The organism is Variovorax sp. P4_B10 (genome assembly GCF_056402375.1).
In genome coordinates, this window is record NZ_JBFUHN010000112.1 from 1 (window position 1) to 16,848 (window position 16,848).

At 66.4% G+C, this 16,848-nt stretch carries 16 protein-coding genes; 11 read left to right on the plus strand and 5 right to left on the minus strand.

The genetic code is table 11. From position 1 onward, the window contains the following. Positions 1 to 132 precede the first annotated feature (132 nt). The 3 genes from AC1DXX_RS30665 to AC1DXX_RS30675 all read right to left on the minus strand — a co-directional run bounded on the left by AC1DXX_RS30665 (position 133) and on the right by AC1DXX_RS30675 (position 3,125). The gene (locus AC1DXX_RS30665) at positions 133 to 1,917 is read right to left on the minus strand and encodes a PhoH family protein (RefSeq protein ID WP_478137976.1); all 1,785 of its coding nucleotides are present in this window, start codon (positions 1,915 to 1,917) and stop codon (positions 133 to 135) included. 212 nt (positions 1,918 to 2,129) lie between these two features. Next, a complete protein-coding gene (locus AC1DXX_RS30670; RefSeq protein WP_286507466.1) occupies positions 2,130 to 2,606 on the minus strand; it encodes a peroxiredoxin in 477 nt (158 codons plus the stop codon). A gap of 135 nt (positions 2,607 to 2,741) precedes the next feature. After that, a complete protein-coding gene (locus tag AC1DXX_RS30675; protein ID WP_478137977.1) occupies positions 2,742 to 3,125 on the minus strand; it encodes an Mth938-like domain-containing protein in 384 nt (127 codons plus the stop codon). 100 nt (positions 3,126 to 3,225) lie between these two features. Between AC1DXX_RS30675 and AC1DXX_RS30680 the strand changes: the two genes are divergently transcribed. The 7 genes from AC1DXX_RS30680 to AC1DXX_RS30710 are packed head-to-tail and all read left to right on the plus strand — an operon-like array spanning position 3,226 to position 10,361. Next, complete coding sequence (locus tag AC1DXX_RS30680; RefSeq protein ID WP_478137978.1) at positions 3,226 to 4,458, plus strand: pyridoxal phosphate-dependent aminotransferase; 1,233 nt, start codon at positions 3,226 to 3,228, stop codon at positions 4,456 to 4,458. Beyond that, positions 4,455 to 5,480 (plus strand): DUF1176 domain-containing protein, encoded by a 1,026-nt coding sequence (locus AC1DXX_RS30685; protein ID WP_478137979.1) that lies wholly within the window; start codon positions 4,455 to 4,457, stop codon positions 5,478 to 5,480. Before AC1DXX_RS30680 ends, AC1DXX_RS30685 begins: the two co-directional genes overlap by 4 nt. Before the next feature lie 14 nt (positions 5,481 to 5,494). After that, positions 5,495 to 6,817 carry a homoserine dehydrogenase gene (locus tag AC1DXX_RS30690; protein WP_478137980.1) on the plus strand — a complete coding sequence of 441 codons (1,323 nt, stop codon included), beginning with the start codon at positions 5,495 to 5,497 and terminating at the stop codon, positions 6,815 to 6,817. Between the two features lie 21 nt (positions 6,818 to 6,838). Beyond that, a complete protein-coding gene (gene thrC, locus AC1DXX_RS30695) occupies positions 6,839 to 8,254 on the plus strand; it encodes a threonine synthase (protein ID WP_478137981.1) in 1,416 nt (471 codons plus the stop codon). Positions 8,255 to 8,272: 18 nt separating this feature from the next. After that, the gene (mobB, locus tag AC1DXX_RS30700) at positions 8,273 to 8,818 is read left to right on the plus strand and encodes a molybdopterin-guanine dinucleotide biosynthesis protein B (protein WP_478137982.1); all 546 of its coding nucleotides are present in this window, start codon (positions 8,273 to 8,275) and stop codon (positions 8,816 to 8,818) included. Then, positions 8,811 to 10,097 (plus strand): molybdopterin molybdotransferase MoeA, encoded by a 1,287-nt coding sequence (locus AC1DXX_RS30705; protein WP_478137983.1) that lies wholly within the window; start codon positions 8,811 to 8,813, stop codon positions 10,095 to 10,097. Before mobB ends, AC1DXX_RS30705 begins: the two co-directional genes overlap by 8 nt. A 12-nt stretch (positions 10,098 to 10,109) precedes the next feature. Further along, the gene (locus AC1DXX_RS30710; protein ID WP_478137984.1) at positions 10,110 to 10,361 is read left to right on the plus strand and encodes a MoaD/ThiS family protein; all 252 of its coding nucleotides are present in this window, start codon (positions 10,110 to 10,112) and stop codon (positions 10,359 to 10,361) included. Here AC1DXX_RS30710 and AC1DXX_RS30715 read toward each other — a convergent pair. Beyond that, positions 10,348 to 11,343, minus strand: coding sequence for a 4-hydroxy-tetrahydrodipicolinate synthase family protein (locus AC1DXX_RS30715; RefSeq protein WP_478137985.1), 996 nt, complete (start codon positions 11,341 to 11,343; stop codon positions 10,348 to 10,350). The two genes, AC1DXX_RS30710 and AC1DXX_RS30715, sit on opposite strands and share 14 nt — an antisense overlap. Before the next feature lie 153 nt (positions 11,344 to 11,496). Here AC1DXX_RS30715 and AC1DXX_RS30720 point away from each other — a divergent pair, with 153 nt between their 5' ends. After that, on the plus strand, positions 11,497 to 11,973 hold the full coding sequence (locus AC1DXX_RS30720; RefSeq protein ID WP_478137986.1) for a molybdenum cofactor biosynthesis protein MoaE: 477 nt from the start codon (positions 11,497 to 11,499) through the stop codon (positions 11,971 to 11,973). On the opposite strand, the gene AC1DXX_RS30725 is transcribed toward AC1DXX_RS30720, so the two are convergent. After that, positions 11,970 to 12,968 (minus strand): Bug family tripartite tricarboxylate transporter substrate binding protein, encoded by a 999-nt coding sequence (locus AC1DXX_RS30725; protein ID WP_478137987.1) that lies wholly within the window; start codon positions 12,966 to 12,968, stop codon positions 11,970 to 11,972. The genes AC1DXX_RS30720 and AC1DXX_RS30725 overlap by 4 nt on opposite strands. Before the next feature lie 115 nt (positions 12,969 to 13,083). Between AC1DXX_RS30725 and clpB the strand changes: the two genes are divergently transcribed. From clpB to AC1DXX_RS30740, 3 genes are all read left to right on the plus strand, one after another. Further along, positions 13,084 to 15,705, plus strand: coding sequence for an ATP-dependent chaperone ClpB (gene clpB, locus AC1DXX_RS30730; RefSeq protein ID WP_478137988.1), 2,622 nt, complete (start codon positions 13,084 to 13,086; stop codon positions 15,703 to 15,705). A gap of 9 nt (positions 15,706 to 15,714) precedes the next feature. Beyond that, positions 15,715 to 16,056: a hypothetical protein gene (locus tag AC1DXX_RS30735; protein ID WP_478137989.1), complete on the plus strand. Its 342-nt coding sequence runs from the start codon at positions 15,715 to 15,717 to the stop codon at positions 16,054 to 16,056. Between the two features lie 121 nt (positions 16,057 to 16,177). Beyond that, positions 16,178 to 16,848, plus strand: a 671-nt coding sequence (locus tag AC1DXX_RS30740; protein ID WP_478137990.1) for a thiolase family protein, incomplete at its 3' end; no start/stop codon positions are given.

Here is a 16,848-nt window from a genome sequence, read left to right on the forward strand (position 1 = left end):
GCGTTGGAAGGAGCCCTGATGGTGCGGCCCGTCTCCTGACAACGTCTTGTCAGGAGCCTGTCATCGCGGGCGGAAAAAAGCCCGCGATGCCCCTGGGAGCATGCGCGGGCTTGATGGCCGCGAGTTGACAGCTTAGAGCACGTCGCTCGCGAAGTCGGCCAGCCGCGAGYGTTCGCCGCGCGCCAGCGTGATGTGCCCGCCGTGCGGCCAGCCCTTGAACTTGTCGACCGCGAAAGTGAGGCCCGAGGAACCTTCCGTCAGGTACGGCGTGTCGATCTGCGCGAGGTTGCCCATGCAGATGATCTTGGTGCCCGGCCCGGCCCGGGTGATCAGCGTCTTCATCTGCTTGGGCGTCAGGTTCTGCGCCTCGTCGATGATCACGTACTTGTTGAGGAAGGTGCGACCGCGCATGAAGTTCATGCTCTTGACCTTGATGCGGCTGCGGATCAGCTCGTTGGTGGCCGCGCGGCCCCATTCGCCGGCGCCGCCGCCATCGCCCTTGGCCAGGAACTCGAGGTTGTCGTCGAGTGCGCCCATCCACGGGCCCATCTTCTCTTCCTCGGTGCCGGGCAGGAAGCCGATGTCCTCGCCCACGCTCACGGTCGCGCGGGTCATGATGATCTCGGTGTAGCGGCGGTCGTCGAGCACTTGTGTCAGGCCCGATGCCAGCGCCATCAGCGTCTTGCCGGTGCCGGCCGTGCCGGTCAACGTGACGAAGTCGACCTCGGGGTCCATCAGCAGGTTCATTGCGAAGTTCTGCTCGCGGTTGCGCGTGTTCACGCCCCACACCGCGTTCTTGCCCGAGCTGTAGTCCTTGAGCGTCTTGAGCACCGCGGTCTTGTCGCGGATCTCGGTGACGCGCGCGTACATGCTCGGCTCACCGGGCGCCTCGAAGAAGACGAACTGGTTGATATAGAGGTTGGGCACGAGCGGACCGCTGATCCGGTAGAAGGTGTTGCTGCCGCTCTGCCAGCTTTCGACCGTCTTGCTCTGGCGGGTCCAGAAGTCGGGTGGGAGCGCCAGCGAGCCTGCATAGAGCAGGTCGCCGTCTTCCAGCGTCTTGTCGTTCTGGTAGTCGTCGGCGGCCAGGCCCAGCGCACGCGCCTTGACGCGCATGTTGATGTCCTTGGACACCAGCACCACTTCCTGTTTCGGCTTGCCGGGGCGGTCCTTGGCGTACTCGTCGCGCAGCGCATGCACCACGCCGAGGATCTGGTTGTCGGCCTTGCCCTGGGGCAGGCTGATCGGCAGCGAGTAGTCGAGCGGGGCGGTCTGGAAGAACAGCCGGCCGCCGGCCTCTCGATGGCCGGTGGTGTCGAGCTTCAGGCCCTTGTCGATGTCGGCATCCTGGGCGCCGGCCAGCGCGTCGAGCGTGCGGCTGGTCTGGCGGCCGTTGCGCGCGACTTCGGTGGTGCCCTTCTTGTGGCCGTCGAGCTCTTCCAGCACGATCATCGGCAGGAAGATGTCGTGTTCCTCGAAGCGGAACAGGCACATCGGGTCGTGCAGCAGCACATTCGTGTCGAGCACGAACAGCTTGGCCGGACCGATGGATTTGCTGCGCTTGGGTCGTGCCGCGGCCTGCGGTGCCGCGGCGGCGGGTGCATAGGCCGGGGCGGGGGTCGTGGGGACCCTGGTCTCGACCTGTATGGCGACTTGAGGCTGCTGCGGGGCGCTCGCGGGTGCGGGCGCCGTCCGTGACCTGGCCCGGCGCGACGGGCGCGCGGTCTCGCCGCCGCCCGCCGCCTCGGAGCCCAGGCTGTCGAACAGCTCCAGCGGCTGCGGCCTGTTCGGGGCGGCCTCGTCAGCGCGCTGGTCGCCGGAACGGCGCGAGCCCCTGTGCGAGGACCGGGCGGGCGCGTCGAGCGCATCCGGCGAGAGCAATGCGGCGCGTTTCGTGGGGGCGGGGGGCAATGGCATGTGTCAGATCGCTCGCAGGAAGTGGAAACCAGAAAACGAAAAAGCCGCCTGAAGACCAAGGCGGCTTTGTTCGGGGGATGCGGTCGTGGAGCTCAACGGCATGAGGCCATTATGCACACCGCAGATGACACGCCAGGGGCTCTTTTACGCGCTGCGTTGGGCATTCCCCACGCAAAGACGCAAAAGCGCGCACCCGGCGCTTCTTGCTGCGGTCAGGCGGACTTCTTGAGCGCCTTGACTGCCTTGAGCACGTCATCGACGTGACCCGGAACCTTGAGCCCGCGCCATTCGGCCTTCAGGATGCCGTCGGCGCCAATCAGGAAGGTGCTGCGTTCGATGCCCTTGACCTTCTTGCCGTACATGATCTTGTTCTTGACCACGCCGAACATGTGGCACATTTTTTCTTCGGTGTCGGCGATCAGCTCGAAGGGCAGCTCGAGCTTGGCCTTGAACTCGTCGTGCGACTTCATGTTGTCGCGGGATACGCCGAAGACCGTGGCACCGGCCTTTTCGAAGTCCTTGTAGCGGTCGCGAAACTGCATTGCTTCGGTTGTGCAACCCGGAGTGTTATCTTTCGGGTAAAAATACATGACCAGCACGTGGCCGAGATGCGAGGTATTCGAGACCTTGAGGCCGCCCGTGGCGTTGGCGTCGAATTCAGGAATGGGTTTGTTGACAACGATCGCCATGAAACTTGTTTTCTCCGTTAGATTCCATGGATCGAGTTCTTTTGGGCACACTCGATGCACGGAGGATTGGTCGTTGCTAACTTTGGGGTAGCTGGCCTGTTCGCAACCCGCTATTTTACCCCGAAAACACCCCTCTCAGTCGGCCGGCGGGCTCTCGACCAGCAGGGCGGCGATCACGTGCCTGCCTTCGCCGGCCAGAATGTTGTAGGTCCGGCAGGCCGCCGGGGTGTCCATGGTCTCGACACCCGTGCGCTGCGCCATCAGGGGCTGGAGCCAGGCGGGCTGCGGGAACCGGATGCGGGTTCCGCTGCCGAAAATGATCAGCTCGGCCCCCAATGACGCCAACTGCGCAAAGTGTTCGGGGCCGAGCTCGTCGAAACGGGTGCAATTCCACTCGAAACGCTCGCCGCGCGAGCCGACCACCACGCTGCCCTCGACCTTTTCGTTGTTGATCGCGACCCAACCGGGGCCGTGTGCGGTGAGGGACTGGGCGTCGGATTTGTCGGGCTGGAGCTTCATCGGGGCACTGGGAACTGTGGTCAAATTATAGGTTTTCCCTAGTGACACGAGGCCTGCAAGGGCCTTTGACCTTCGAATACACCCGCCCGGGAGGGCCCCTTTGAAGCAGCTCAAGAAATCGGCCAAGCTGGCCAACGTTCTCTACGACATCCGCGGCCCGATCATGGATGCCGCCAAGCAGATGGAGGAGGACGGCCAGAAGATCATCAAGCTCAATATCGGCAATCTCGCCGTGTTCGGCTTCGATGCGCCCGAGGAAATCCAGCAGGACATGATCCGCAACCTGCCCACCTCGGCGGGCTATTCGGACAGCAAGGGCGTCTTCGCCGCGCGCAAGGCGGTGATGCACGAAACCCAGAAACAGGGCATTGCCGGCGTCACGCTCGACGACATCTACCTCGGCAATGGCGCCAGCGAACTGATCGCGATGGCCACCAATGCGCTGCTCAACGACGGCGACGAAATGCTGCTGCCGGCCCCCGACTACCCGCTGTGGACCGCGTCCTCGAGCCTGTCGGGCGGCACGCCGGTGCACTACCTGTGCGACGAGGCCAGCGGCTGGATGCCCAATCTGGACGACATCCGCGCCAAGATCACGCCCCGCACCAAGGGCATCGTGGTCATCAACCCGAACAACCCCACGGGCGCGCTCTATTCCGACGCGCTGCTCAAGAGCATCGTCGCCATTGCGCGCGAGCACGGCCTCGTGATCTTTGCCGACGAGGTCTACGACAAGGTGCTGTACGACGGCGCCAGGCACACCGCCATCGCCAGCCTGTCGACCGATGTGCTCACGCTCACCTTCAATTCGCTCTCCAAGAGCTACCGCTCGTGCGGCTACCGCGCCGGCTGGCTCGTGGTTTCCGGCGACAAGCGGGCCGCGCAGGACTACATCGAGGGCCTGAACATGCTCTCGAACATGCGCCTGTGCGCCAACGTGCCGGGCCAGTGGGCCATCCAGACGGCGCTCGGCGGCTACCAGAGCATCAACGACCTGGTGGGCGACGGCGGGCGCCTGCGCCGCCAGCGCGACCTGGCCTACGAACTGATCACGGCCATTCCGGGCGTGAGCTGCGTCAAGCCCAGCGCGGCGCTCTACATGTTTCCCAAGCTCGATCCGGAGGTCTACCCCATCGAGGACGACCGCCAGTTCTTCCTCGAACTGCTGAAGGAAACCCGGGTGATGCTGGTGCAGGGCACCGGCTTCAACTGGGCCACGCCGGACCACTTCCGCATCGTGTTCCTGCCCCATGAAGACGACCTGCGCGAGGCCATCAACCGCATCGCGAAGTTCCTGGAGCAGTACCGCTTGCGCCGCAAGACGGTGCCATGAAATCCGCCTGCATCGCTGCGGCGCTTTCGCTCGCCGCGCTGTCCGCCGGTGCCGCCGGGAAGGACCCTGTCGCGTTCTCGCACAACGACTGGGAGGTGGCCTGCGACAACACGCGCACCTGCCGCGCAGCGGGCTACCAGTCGGAGAGCGGGGCCTCGGATCCGGTGTCGATGCTCATCACCCGCGCCGCGGGGCCCGGCACGGCCATCGACGTCGAACTGCAGATCGGCGGTGAGGGCGAGGTCAAGGGGCCACTGCGTCTCAAGGTCGGCAAGGCCACCGTTTCCGGTCTCGATGGAGACAGCGTGAAGCTCGGTGCGGACCAGGTCCGCACCCTCCTGCCGGAACTGCTGAAGAGCGACGACGCTGCCGTGACGGGCGGCGGCAAGAAGTGGACGCTGTCTCTCTCCGGCCTCAACGCGGTGCTGTTGAAGATGGACGAAGCGCAAGGCCGCGTCGGGACACCCGGTGCGCTGGTGCGGCGTGGCAGCAAACCGGAGTCTTCCGTGCTGCCCCCGGTGCCGGCCCCCGTCGTGAACGTGGTCAAGCCGCCGAAGGCGCGCCCCGGCGACGCTGCATTGGCCGCGCGCATCTTCCCGTCGCTCGACATGGGTGACGCCAAGGAGCAGTGCAACAACCGCGACGACATCAACGCCAAGGCGTTGACCGTCTCGCGCCTGAGCGACCGCAAGGTGCTGCTGTCCCTGGGCTGCGGCATGGGCGCCTACAACTACTCGAGCCTGCTCTGGATCGCCAGCGACAAGCCACCGTATGCGCCGGTGTCGATCGAGGCGAACGGCGATTTCGATGAAAAAGAAGCCAGCATCACCTCGGCCATGAAGGGCCGCGGCATCGGCGACTGCTGGTCGAGCGAAACCTGGCACTTCAACGGCAAGGACTTCGTGCGCACCGGCGCTGCCGGCGACGGCATGTGCCGCGGGTTTGCCGGCGGCGCCTGGAGCCTGCCCCGCTACGTCAGCCGCGTCGTGACTGCGCCGACGGCCACCCCATCCAAACCATGAACGCGAATCTCCCAATGAAACCCATCCAAGTAGGCCTGCTCGGCATCGGCACGGTCGGCAGCGGCACCTTCAAGGTGCTCCAGCGCAACCAGGAAGAAATCAAGCGCCGCGCCGGCCGCGGCATCGAGATCACCATGGTGGCCGACCTCGACGTGGCGCGCGCCCGCGCAGTGGTCGGCGAAGGCGTGAAGGTGGTCGACGACGCGCGCGCCATCATCGCCAACCCCGACATCGACATCGTCATCGAGTTGATCGGCGGCTACGGCGTCGCCAAGCAACTCGTGCTCGAAGCCATCGCGGCTGGCAAGCACGTGGTCACCGCCAACAAGGCACTGCTCGCCGTGCACGGCACCGAAATCTTCGCGGCCGCGCACGCCAAGGGCGTGATGGTGGCCTTCGAGGCCGCGGTGGCCGGCGGCATTCCGATCATCAAGGCGCTGCGCGAAGGCCTCACGGCCAACAGCATCCAGTGGCTGGCCGGCATCATCAACGGCACCACCAATTTCATCCTCTCCGAGATGCGCGACAAGGGGCTGGATTTCGCCACCGTGCTCAAGGAAGCCCAGCGCCTCGGCTACGCCGAAGCCGACCCGACCTTCGACATCGAAGGCGTCGACGCCGGCCACAAGGTCACGCTGATGAGCGCCATTGCCTTCGGCATTCCGGTGCAGTTCGACAAGGCCCACATCGAGGGCATCACCAAGCTCGCCGCGCAGGACATCAAGTACGCCGAACAGCTCGGCTACCGCATCAAGCTGCTGGGCATCACGAAGCGCACGGCCAAGGGCATCGAGCTGCGGGTCCACCCGTCGCTGGTGCCGTCGAAGCGCCTGCTGGCCAATGTCGAGGGTGCGATGAACGCCGTGGTGGTGCACGGCGATGCCGTCGGCACCACGCTCTACTACGGCAAGGGCGCCGGCAGCGAGCCGACCGCCAGCGCGGTGATCGCCGACCTGGTCGACATCACGCGCCTGCACACGGCCGACGCCGCGCACCGCGTGCCGCACCTGGCCTTCCACCCCGACGCGATGAGCGACCTGAAGGTGCTGCCGATGACCGAGGTCGTCACCAGCTACTACCTGCGCCTGCGCGTGGCCGACCAGGCCGGCGTGCTCGCCAAGGTGACGGGCCTGCTCGCCACCGCCGGCATCAGCATCGACGCGGTGCTGCAGCGCGAAGCCGACGAAGTGGGCGGCGAGGGCTCCACCCAGACCGACCTGATCATCCTCACGCACGACGCGCGCGAAGGCACTGTCAACGACGTGCTGGCCGAGCTGCAGGCGCTGCCCACCGTGCTGGAGCCGATCGTGCGCATTCGCAAGGAAGAGCTGTCCTGAGGACGGCACAAGAGACATACCGTGAACTACCTGAGCACCCGCGGCCACCCCGACCGCAAACGTTTCTGCGAAATCCTTCTCGAAGGCCTCGCGCCCGATGGCGGGCTCTATCTGCCGGAAAAGTACCCGCAGATCGACACCGCCACGCTCGCCAAATGGCGTGCGCTGCCGTATGCCGAGCTGGCCTTCGAGATCCTCTCGCTCTACATCGACGACATTCCGCCGGCCGACCTGAAGGCGATCTGCGCGAAGACCTACACCGCCGAAGTGTTCGGCACCGACGAGATCGTGCCGCTGCGCGAACTCGAAGACGGCGTGTACATCGAAGCCTTGTCCAACGGCCCCACGCTGGCCTTCAAGGACATGGCGATGCAGCTGCTGGGCAACCTGTTCGAGTACGAGCTGGGCCGCCGCGGCGCGGAGCTCAACATCCTCGGCGCCACCAGCGGCGACACCGGCAGCGCGGCCGAGTACGCGATGCGCGGCAAGAAGGGCGTGCGCGTCTTCATGACCTCGCCGGACGGCCGCATGAGCCCGTTCCAGCAGGCGCAGATGTTCAGCCTGCAGGACGAGAACATCCACAACATCGCGATCACCGGCGTGTTCGACGACTGCCAGGACATCGTCAAGGCGGTGTCGAACGACCTGGGCTTCAAGCGCAAGTACCGCATCGGCACGGTCAACTCGATCAACTGGGCGCGCCTGCTCGCGCAGGTGGTCTACTACTTCGCCGGTTATTTCCAGGCCACGGCCAGCAACGACAAGGCGGTGAACTTCACCGTGCCCTCGGGCAATTTCGGCAATGTCTGCGCGGGCCATGTGGCGCGCATGATGGGGCTGCCGATACAGACGCTCGTGGTTGCCACCAACGAGAACGACGTGCTCGACGAGTTCTTCCGCACCGGCATCTACCGCGTGCGCGCGGCGGCCGACACGCACGAGACCTCGAGCCCTTCAATGGACATCAGCAAGGCCAGCAACTTCGAGCGCTTCGTGTTCGACCTGGTGGGGCGCGATGCAGCCAAGCTGCGTTCGCTGTTCGTGGACGATCTGGGCCGCGAAGGCCGCTTCGACCTGAGCGGCAACCCCGCCTTCAAGCAGGCAGYGGAACGCTTCGGCTTCAAGAGCAGCCGCAGCACCCACGCCGATCGCCTTGCGACCATCCGCGACACCGAGAAGCGTTTTGCCACGCTGGTCGATCCGCACACGGCCGATGGCCTCAAGGCCGCGCGCGAACACATCGCGCCGGGCGTGCCGATGGTGGTGCTCGAAACCGCGCTGCCGATCAAGTTCGCAGCCACGATCGTCGAAGCCCTGGGCCACGAGCCCACGCGGCCGGCGAAATTCGAGGGCATCGAGGCGCTGCCCAAGCGCGTGGTCAAGCTGCCGGCGGACGCCGAGGCCGTCAAGGCCTACATCGCCCAGAACTGTGACTGAAGCCGTGGGCCGTCCGGCATGAAAGTCGTCGGCTTCGCCGGATATTCGGGCGCGGGCAAGACCACGCTGGTGGAGAAGCTGATCCCCGTGCTCAAGCAGCTCGGCCAGCGCGTCTCGGTGGTCAAGCATGCGCACCACAAGTTCGACATCGACCATCCCGGCAAGGACACCTACCGCCACCGGGAAGCCGGCGCCTTCGAGGTGGTCGTCGCCTCCGACAAGCGCCTCGCGCTGATGCGCGAGTTCGAGCAACCGGTCGAGCTCACGGTGCACCAGCTGCTGGCCGAACTGCACCCGGCCRCCGACTGGGTGCTGGTCGAGGGCTTCCGGCACAGCGACGTGCTCAAGATCGAGGTCTGGCGCCTGCCCGATGCTGGCGAACCGCTGCGGCCCGCGCTCTACACCGGTGACCCTTTCGTCACCGCCATTGCCACCGACGCGCCCACCAGCCTGCCGGCACCCACCGAACGGCCGCTGTTCGACCTCAATGATGCCGAGGCCATCGCGCAGTGGTTGATCGCCCAGGGTGAGCGTTTCGAGTACAACCCGGAACACCATGGCTGACTCTCCCGTTCCGTTCTCCGCGTCTTCCTCGCGGCCCCCGTTGATGCCGCTCGACGAGGCGATCGCGCAACTGCTGGCCAAGGCCGAACCGAAGCTCACCGCCGAAAGCGTCGTCACCTTCGACGCCGACGGCCGCGTGCTCGCGCAGGATCTCGTCTCCGGCCTCACCGTGCCGCCGCGCGACAACAGCGCGATGGACGGCTATGCCGTGCGCGTGGCCGATTGCGCCGCGCCGGGCGCCGTGCTGCAGGTGGCGCAGCGCATTCCCGCCGGCACCGTGGGCACGCCGMTCGCGGCCGGCACTGCGRCCCGCATCTTCACCGGCGCGCAGATTCCCGAGGGCGCCGACGCCGTCGTGATGCAGGAAGACACGGCCGCCACGCCGCAGGAAGGCAGCCTGGGTTCGGTGCGCATCGCGATCGTTCCCGCAGCAGGCCAATGGGTTCGCCGCGCGGGTGAAGACGTGGCCTCCGGCGACGTCGTGCTCAAGAAGGGCGAACGCCTCACACCCGCTGCGCTCGGCCTCGCGGCCAGCGTCGGCTTCCACAAGCTGCAGGTGGCCCGCAAGCCGCGCGTGGCGATGCTGTCCACCGGCGACGAACTGGTGATGCCCGGCGAGGTCGCCCCCGACGCCATGAAGCCCGGCGCGATCTACAACTCCAACCGCTTCTTCATGCGCGCCTTGCTGCATCGGCTCGGCTGCGAGGTGAACGACCTGGGTATCGTGCCCGACAACCGCGAGACCACCATCGCGGCGCTGCGCGATGCGGCCGAGACCAGCGACCTGATCATCACGACCGGCGGCGTCTCCGTCGGCGAGGAAGACCACATCCGCGCCGCACTGCAGTCGCTCGGCGAGCTGCAGCTCTGGTCGCTGTCGATGAAGCCCGGCAAGCCCTTCGCCTATGGCTCGATCGCGCGCAGCAACGGGCAGGGCCTCTGCCATGTGACCGGACTGCCCGGCAACCCGGTGTCGAGCTTCCTGACTTTCCTGATGCTCGTGCGCCCCTTCCTGCTGACGCTGCAGGGTGCCGAACGCGTGGCGCCTGAGGGTGTGCCGATGCGCGCCGACTTCGATTGGCCGCGCGCCGACAAGCGCCGCGAATTCCTGCGCGCACGGCGCAACGCGGCCGGCGGACTCGACCTGTTCGCCAACCAGAGCTCGGGCGTGCTGACGTCGATGGTGTGGGGCGATGGTGTCATCGACAACCCGCCCGGCCAGACCATCAAGGTCGGCGACACGGTGAAGTTCATCCCCTTGGCCTCGCTGCTGGCCTGAGGCACATCCTCCATGAAGGTCCAGATCCGTTATTTCGCCTCCGTGCGCGAGGCACTCGCCACCGGCGGCGAAACCATTGAAACCGGCGCCGGCACGCTGGCAGCCCTGCGCGACGAGCTGATTGCCCGCGGCGGGCCATACGCCACGGCCCTTGCACGCGGCAAGGCCGTTCGCATGGCGCTCGACCAGGTCATGAGCGACGAGGCGGCCGCGCTGCGCGACGGCGCCGAAGTCGCCTTCTTTCCGCCCGTTACGGGCGGCTGAGCCGAGCGTTCAGCTCTACCAGCCGGTCGCGCAACGCATCGGATGCGCGGGTCATCGGCGAACGCAACTCGTCGCTCATCGATCCATCGTGCGCCAGCAGCGCCTTGAGCGGCGCCGGGTTCGGTTCGGCAAACAGTATCTCTATCAACGGCTGCAGCGGTTGCCATTCGGCGCGCGCTTCCGCAAGCCGGTTGTCGGCCAGCAGGCGCAGCACCTGCACAAAGCGCCGCGTCTGCACATGGCCGCTCGCTGCAATGGCGCCCACGCCGCCTTCGGCCACCGTGCTGAATATCTGGTGGTCTTCGCCGGACAGCACCTGAAGCCTGCCGTCCGCAATCACGGCGCGCGTCTTGGCCATGTCGCCGCCGCAATCCTTGATGGCGCGGATGCGGGGGTGCTCGGCGAGGGTCAGTAGTGTTTCGCGCGCAATGGTCGCGCCGGTGCGGTAGGGAATGTCATAGACCAGCACCGGCACGGCGCTGGCGTCGGCAATGGCGCGGAACCATTCGAGCAGGCCGGCTTGCGATGGCCGGATGTAGTGCGGCGCGGGCACCTGCAGCCCCGCGAGGGGCCGTTCGGCGAGTCGCCGTACCCAGGCCGTCGTCTTGCCCAGGTGGTACCCCGACAAGCCCATGATGATTGGCAGCCCGTCGGCGGCAGCTTGCACCGTGTCGAGCGCGGCCAACTGTTCCGCTTCATCGAGCGCGGCGGCTTCGCCCGTCGAGGCGCAGACCACGAAGCCGGCCACGCCGTCATCGGCAAGCCGGCGTGTCAGCGCCGACAGCGCGGCATGGTCGACGGCGCCGCTGCGAAACGGCGTGACAAGAGGAATCCAGAGGCCCGAGAAATCGGGATGGGCGGAGGGGTTTGACGATTGCGGCACGCGAGCTTCCTTTGAGGAATCGACCGATGGAAAAGAACCGTCGTTCGATGCGCGCGCAACCCAATCGTGGCCAAGGCCTTTGCAGGTTCCGTCGCTCATCCGACGACGGAACCGCAGCTCCGGTCAGACGAGCTTTGGTTTTTTGGCTTTGCTGCCCTGGCGCGCACAGCCGCTTTCGGAGTGCGAAGGCACTGTGAAGAGCGTGGCGAGGCAGGGCATTGCAGCAGTCTAGCGCGATGCCACAATCCGGAGATGAGCGTTGCGCGTGTTTCGATCCAGACAGCCGATTTCGACCTCGGGCAGGAGGTCGCCGCGTTGCGTGCCGGCGACAAACGCGTGGGCGCGGTCTGCAGCTTCGTCGGCACCGTGCGAGATCGCAACGACGGCAGCACCATCGCCTCGATGGAGCTGGAGCACTACCCCGGCATGACCGAGAAGGCCATCGAAGCCATGATCGACGAGGCGCACAAGCGCTTCGACATCCTTGGGGCACGCGTGATCCACCGCGTGGGCCTCTTGCAGCCGCTGGACCAGATCATGATGGTGGCGGTGGTCTCGGCCCACCGCGGCCAGAGCTTCGAGGCCTGCGAGTTCCTGATGGACTACCTCAAGACCCAGGCCCCGTTCTGGAAAAAGGAACAGACGCCCGAAGGCGCCCGCTGGGTCGATGCGCGCGTCAGCGATGACGCGGCGCTGGCGCGCTGGGGCATCACGGCCCCGAACGCTTAAAGCGGCTTGAAGCCGGTGGACTGGATGATGCGTTCCCAGGTCTGCGTGTAGGTGCGCACGCGGCCTGCGAACTGGCCTTGCGGCTCATAGGCCACGCTCAGCCCCATCGTCGTCAGCTTCTGCTTCACGTCGGGCATCGCCAGCACCTTCTGCAGCGCATCGCCGTACTTGTCGATGATCGGCTGCGGCGTGCCCACCGGCGCGAAGATGCCGTAGTAGGGCAGGTCTTCCAGGTTCGAGAAGCCGAGTTCGGTGAAGGTCGGCACGTTCGGCAGCACCGCCTGGCGCTTGGCGCCGATGGAGGCCACGATGCGTACCTTGCCCGCCTTGTGGTTCTCGATGAAGTCCGGCACCGAGGCGATGCCCGCGGTGATCTGGTTGCCCAGCATGTCGGCCGTCATCGGTGCGCTGCCGCGGTAGGGCGCGGGCTGCACGTCGATCTTGTACTTGTCCGAGATCATCTTCACGAGGAATTCGGGAATCGACGCAGGCGCCGGGATGCCGATGGTTTCCTTGCCGCCGCGCTGGGTGCGGACCCACTTCACATACTCGTCGATGCTCTTGGCCGGTGTGCCGCCCGAGACAGCCAGCACGTTGGCGAAGGTGGCGAAGCCGGCCACGGGCACGAAGTCGGTGGCGGGGTTGAAGCCGGGGTTCTTCACCACCTGGGGCAGGATCGAGATGGTGTGGTCGTGCGAGAGGAACAGCGTGTGGCCGTCGGCGGGCGACGACTTCAGCGCCGTCGCGGCGATCTGGCCGCCCGCGCCGGCGCGGTTCTCCACCACCACCGGCACGCCCAGCACGTCCTTGAGTTTTTCGCCCAATGTGCGTGCAATGGCGTCCGAGCCGGCGCCGGCCGGAAAGCCGACCAGCAGGCGGATGGGCGTGCTGCCTTGCGCCTGCGCAAGGCCGGAGAGCCCCATCGCCGCTACAAAGAAGAGGCCCAGGCCGAGCGCCCGGCGCACCGGAAGAACGCGCCGCATTGAAAAAACCATGATCGACTCCATTCGATAGAAATGAGCAGGCAGGGGTGCAATAGCCGTGCCCGAAGCGCCCGACCGCCCTTGAATCGCGGCCGAACAGTCCTATTTTGAGTGCAGGAATACCACCATGCGACAAGACAAACTCACAACGAAATTTCAGGAAGCGCTGGGCGATGCCCAGTCGCTCGCGCTCGGCGCCGACAACGCCTACATCGAACCGGCCCACCTGCTGGTCGCGATGCTGCGTCAGGACGACGGCCCCCGCGCCCTGCTGGAGCGTGCCGGTGTCAATGTGCCGGGCCTCGTGCAGGCGGCCGAAGCCGCCATCAAGAAACTGCCGCAAGTGCAGGGCCACGACATCGTGCAGGTCGGCCCCGAGCTCGGCAAGCTGCTGCAGGCCACCGAGAAAGAGGCCATCAAGCGCAACGACCAGTTCATTGCGGGCGAACTCTTCTTGCTGGCCGTGGCCGACAGCAAGTCCGACATCGGGCGAATCGCCAAGGAAAACGGCCTGAGCCGCAAGTCGCTCGAGTCGGCCATCGACGCCGTGCGCGGCGGGCAGGGCGTGAACAGCGCCGATGCCGAAGGCCAGCGCGAAGCCCTCAAGAAATACTGCATGGACCTCACCGAGCGTGCCCGCCTGGGCAAGCTCGACCCGGTCATCGGCCGCGACGAGGAAATCCGACGCGCCATCCAGGTGCTGCAACGCCGCACCAAGAACAACCCCGTGCTCATCGGCGAACCCGGCGTGGGCAAGACCGCCATCGTCGAGGGCCTCGCGCAGCGCATCGTCGCGGGCGAGGTGCCCGAGTCGCTCAAGGGCAAGCGCGTGCTGTCGCTCGACATGGCCGCGCTGCTGGCCGGTGCCAAGTTCCGCGGCGAGTTCGAGGAGCGCCTGAAGACCGTGCTCAACGAACTCGCCAAGGACGAAGGCCAGACCATCGTCTTCATCGACGAGCTCCACACCATGGTCGGCGCCGGCAAGGCCGAGGGCGCGATGGATGCGGGCAACATGCTCAAGCCCGCGCTCGCACGCGGCGAACTGCATTGCGTGGGCGCCACCACGCTCGACGAATACCGCAAGTACATCGAGAAGGATGCCGCGCTGGAGCGCCGCTTCCAGAAGATCATCGTGGGCGAGCCGAGCGTCGAAGCCACCATCGCCATCCTGCGCGGCCTGCAGGAGAAGTACGAAGTGCACCATGGCGTGCAGATCACCGACCCGGCCATCGTGGCCGCGGCGGAACTCTCCGACCGCTACATCACCGACCGCTTCCTGCCCGACAAGGCCATCGACCTGATCGACGAGGCCGCGGCCAAGATCAAGATCGAGATGGACTCCAAGCCCGAGGTCATGGACCGCCTCGACCGCCGCCTTATCCAGCTGCAGATCGAGCGCGAGGCCGTCCGCCGCGAAAAGGACGAAGCCTCGCAGAAGCGCCTCGGCCTGATCGAGGGCGAGATCACCAAGCTGCAGAAGGAGATTGCCGACTACGACGAGATCTGGCGGGCCGAGAAGGCACAGGCGCAAGGCAGCGCGAAGATTCGCGAGGATATCGACAAGCTCAAGTTCCAGATCGAGGAATGGAAGCGCAAGGGCGACTTCAACAAGCTCGCCGAGCTGCAATACGGCCAGCTGCCGGCGCTGGAGAAGCGCCTGCGCGAGGCCGAGGAGAGCGAGGCGAACAAGGGCAAGTCCAGCGCGCCCACGCTGCTGCGCACGCAAGTGGGCGCCGAGGAAATCGCCGAGGTCGTGGCGCGCGCCACCGGCATTCCGGTCGCCAAGCTGATGCAGGGCGAGCGCGACAAGCTGCTCGTGATGGAAGACAGGCTGCACGAGCGCGTGGTCGGCCAGGACGAGGCCATCGGCGCGGTCGCCAACGCGATCCGCCGCTCGCGCTCGGGCCTGTCGGACCCGGGCCGCCCGACCGGCTCCTTCCTGTTCCTCGGCCCCACGGGCGTGGGCAAGACCGAGCTGTGCAAGGCGCTCGCGGGCTTCCTGTTCGACAGCGAAGACCACCTGATCCGCATCGACATGAGCGAGTTCATGGAGAAGCATTCGGTTGCCCGCCTGATCGGCGCGCCGCCGGGCTACGTGGGCTACGAGGAGGGCGGCTACCTCACGGAAGCCGTGCGCCGCAAGCCCTACAGCGTGGTGCTGCTCGACGAGGTCGAGAAGGCGCACCCGGACGTGTTCAACGTACTGCTGCAGGTGCTCGACGACGGCCGTCTCACCGACGGCCAGGGCCGCACCGTGGACTTCAAGAACACGGTGATCGTGATGACGAGCAACATCGGTTCGCCGATCATCCAGGCCATGGTGGGCCAGCCTTCCGAAGAGATCAAGGAAGCGGTGTGGGACGAGCTGAAGAACTACTTCCGCCCCGAGTTCCTGAACCGCATCGACGAGACCGTCGTGTTCCACGCGCTCGACGCGAAGAACATCGAATCGATCGCTGCGATCCAGCTCAAGGTGCTGAAGGCGCGGCTGGCGAAGATGGACCTGGGGCTCGAGGTGTCGCCGGCGGCGCTGGCCGAGATTGCCAAGGTCGGGTTCGACCCGGTGTTCGGCGCGCGACCGCTCAAGCGCGCCATCCAGCAGCGCATCGAGAACCCGCTCTCGAGGCTGCTGCTCGACGGCAGCTTCGGTCCGAAGGACACGATCGAGGTCAACACCGACCCGATCCGTTCGCCCGGCCAGTTCTCGTTCACCAGGGCAGGGGAACCATTGGCGGCCGTCCCGGCCTAAAGTCGGATGATGAACTTTATTTTTCGCGTCATTCTTCTGCTCCTGGGGCTGGTCTTTGCGGCCAGCCTGGCCGTCGCGGTCATGCTGCTGGCGGTCGTGTGGGGCGTGCGCTACGCCTGGGGGCGTCTCACGGGCAAGCCCGTGACGCCCTGGGTCGCTTCGATGGGCGGGCGCTTCAACCCGCGCTCGGGCTTCGACCGTTTTCGCCATGCGGCATCGCCGGCCGAGCCGACGGCGGCCGACGTGGTCAGCGCGCGTGCGCGCGGGGAGTCGGTGGTGCGCCCTGAGCGCATTCGCGGCAGCGCCGGCGACGTGACCGACGTCTCGCCGAAATCGGTTTCTCGCGGCTGACCTGCCGCGTCTGACCGGCGATCACCCGCAGGCGACAGCCCGCCGCGCCGTTCGCCGTCAAAATCGTCCTCCTGCGCCCGCCGTTGTCGGCGGTGCGCTTTCATCCAGGAGAGACGTTTCCATGACCCAACGCGACATCTTCGTGGTCGGCACCGCCCGCACCGCCATCGGCACCTTCGGCGGCGCGCTGAAGGATGTGCCCAACACCCAGCTGGCCACCACCGCCGTCAAGGCCGCCATCGAGCGCAGCGGCGTTGCGGCCGACGCCATCGGCCATGTGGTGATGGGCAACGTGATTCCCACCGACGTGAAGGACGCGTACCTCAGCCGCGTGGCCGCCATCGATGCGGGCTGCCCCATCGAGACGCCGGCCTTCAACGTCAACCGCCTCTGCGGCTCGGGCCTGCAGGCCATCGTGTCGGCGGCGCAGGCCATTGCGCTGGGCGATTGCGACATCGCCATCGGCGGTGGCTCGGAGTCGATGAGCCGCGGCCCGTACTTCGACTCTTCGGCACGCTACGGCGCGCGCATGGGCGATGCGGTGCTGATCGACTACATGCTCGGCATCCTGCACGACCCGTGGGAGAAGATCCACATGGGCATCACCGCCGAGAACGTGGCCGCGCGCTACGGCATCACGCGCGAGCAGCAGGACGAACTGGCCGCCACCAGCCAGCAGCGCGCGGCGGCCGCCATCGCGGCAGGCCGTTTCAAGGAACAGATCGTTCCGGTCGAAGTGAAGACGCGCAAGGGCATCGTGCTGTTCGACACCGACGAGCACGTGCGCGCCGA

Excerpts from the sequence above, each read along its gene's own strand:
- AC1DXX_RS30670 (WP_286507466.1), bottom strand. The coding sequence starts at position 2,606 with ATGGCGATCGTTGTCAACAAACCCATTCCTGAATTCGACGCCAACGCC.
- AC1DXX_RS30675 (WP_478137977.1), bottom strand. The coding sequence starts at position 3,125 with ATGAAGCTCCAGCCCGACAAATCCGACGCCCAGTCCCTCACCGCACAC.
- AC1DXX_RS30685 (WP_478137979.1), top strand. The coding sequence starts at position 4,455 with ATGAAATCCGCCTGCATCGCTGCGGCGCTTTCGCTCGCCGCGCTGTCC.
- AC1DXX_RS30690 (WP_478137980.1), top strand. The coding sequence starts at position 5,495 with ATGAAACCCATCCAAGTAGGCCTGCTCGGCATCGGCACGGTCGGCAGC.
- AC1DXX_RS30710 (WP_478137984.1), top strand. The coding sequence starts at position 10,110 with ATGAAGGTCCAGATCCGTTATTTCGCCTCCGTGCGCGAGGCACTCGCC.
- AC1DXX_RS30715 (WP_478137985.1), bottom strand. The coding sequence starts at position 11,343 with ATGAGCGACGGAACCTGCAAAGGCCTTGGCCACGATTGGGTTGCGCGC.
- AC1DXX_RS30720 (WP_478137986.1), top strand. The coding sequence starts at position 11,497 with ATGAGCGTTGCGCGTGTTTCGATCCAGACAGCCGATTTCGACCTCGGG.
- AC1DXX_RS30725 (WP_478137987.1), bottom strand. The coding sequence starts at position 12,968 with ATGGTTTTTTCAATGCGGCGCGTTCTTCCGGTGCGCCGGGCGCTCGGC.
- clpB (WP_478137988.1), top strand. The coding sequence starts at position 13,084 with ATGCGACAAGACAAACTCACAACGAAATTTCAGGAAGCGCTGGGCGAT.
- AC1DXX_RS30735 (WP_478137989.1), top strand. The coding sequence starts at position 15,715 with ATGAACTTTATTTTTCGCGTCATTCTTCTGCTCCTGGGGCTGGTCTTT.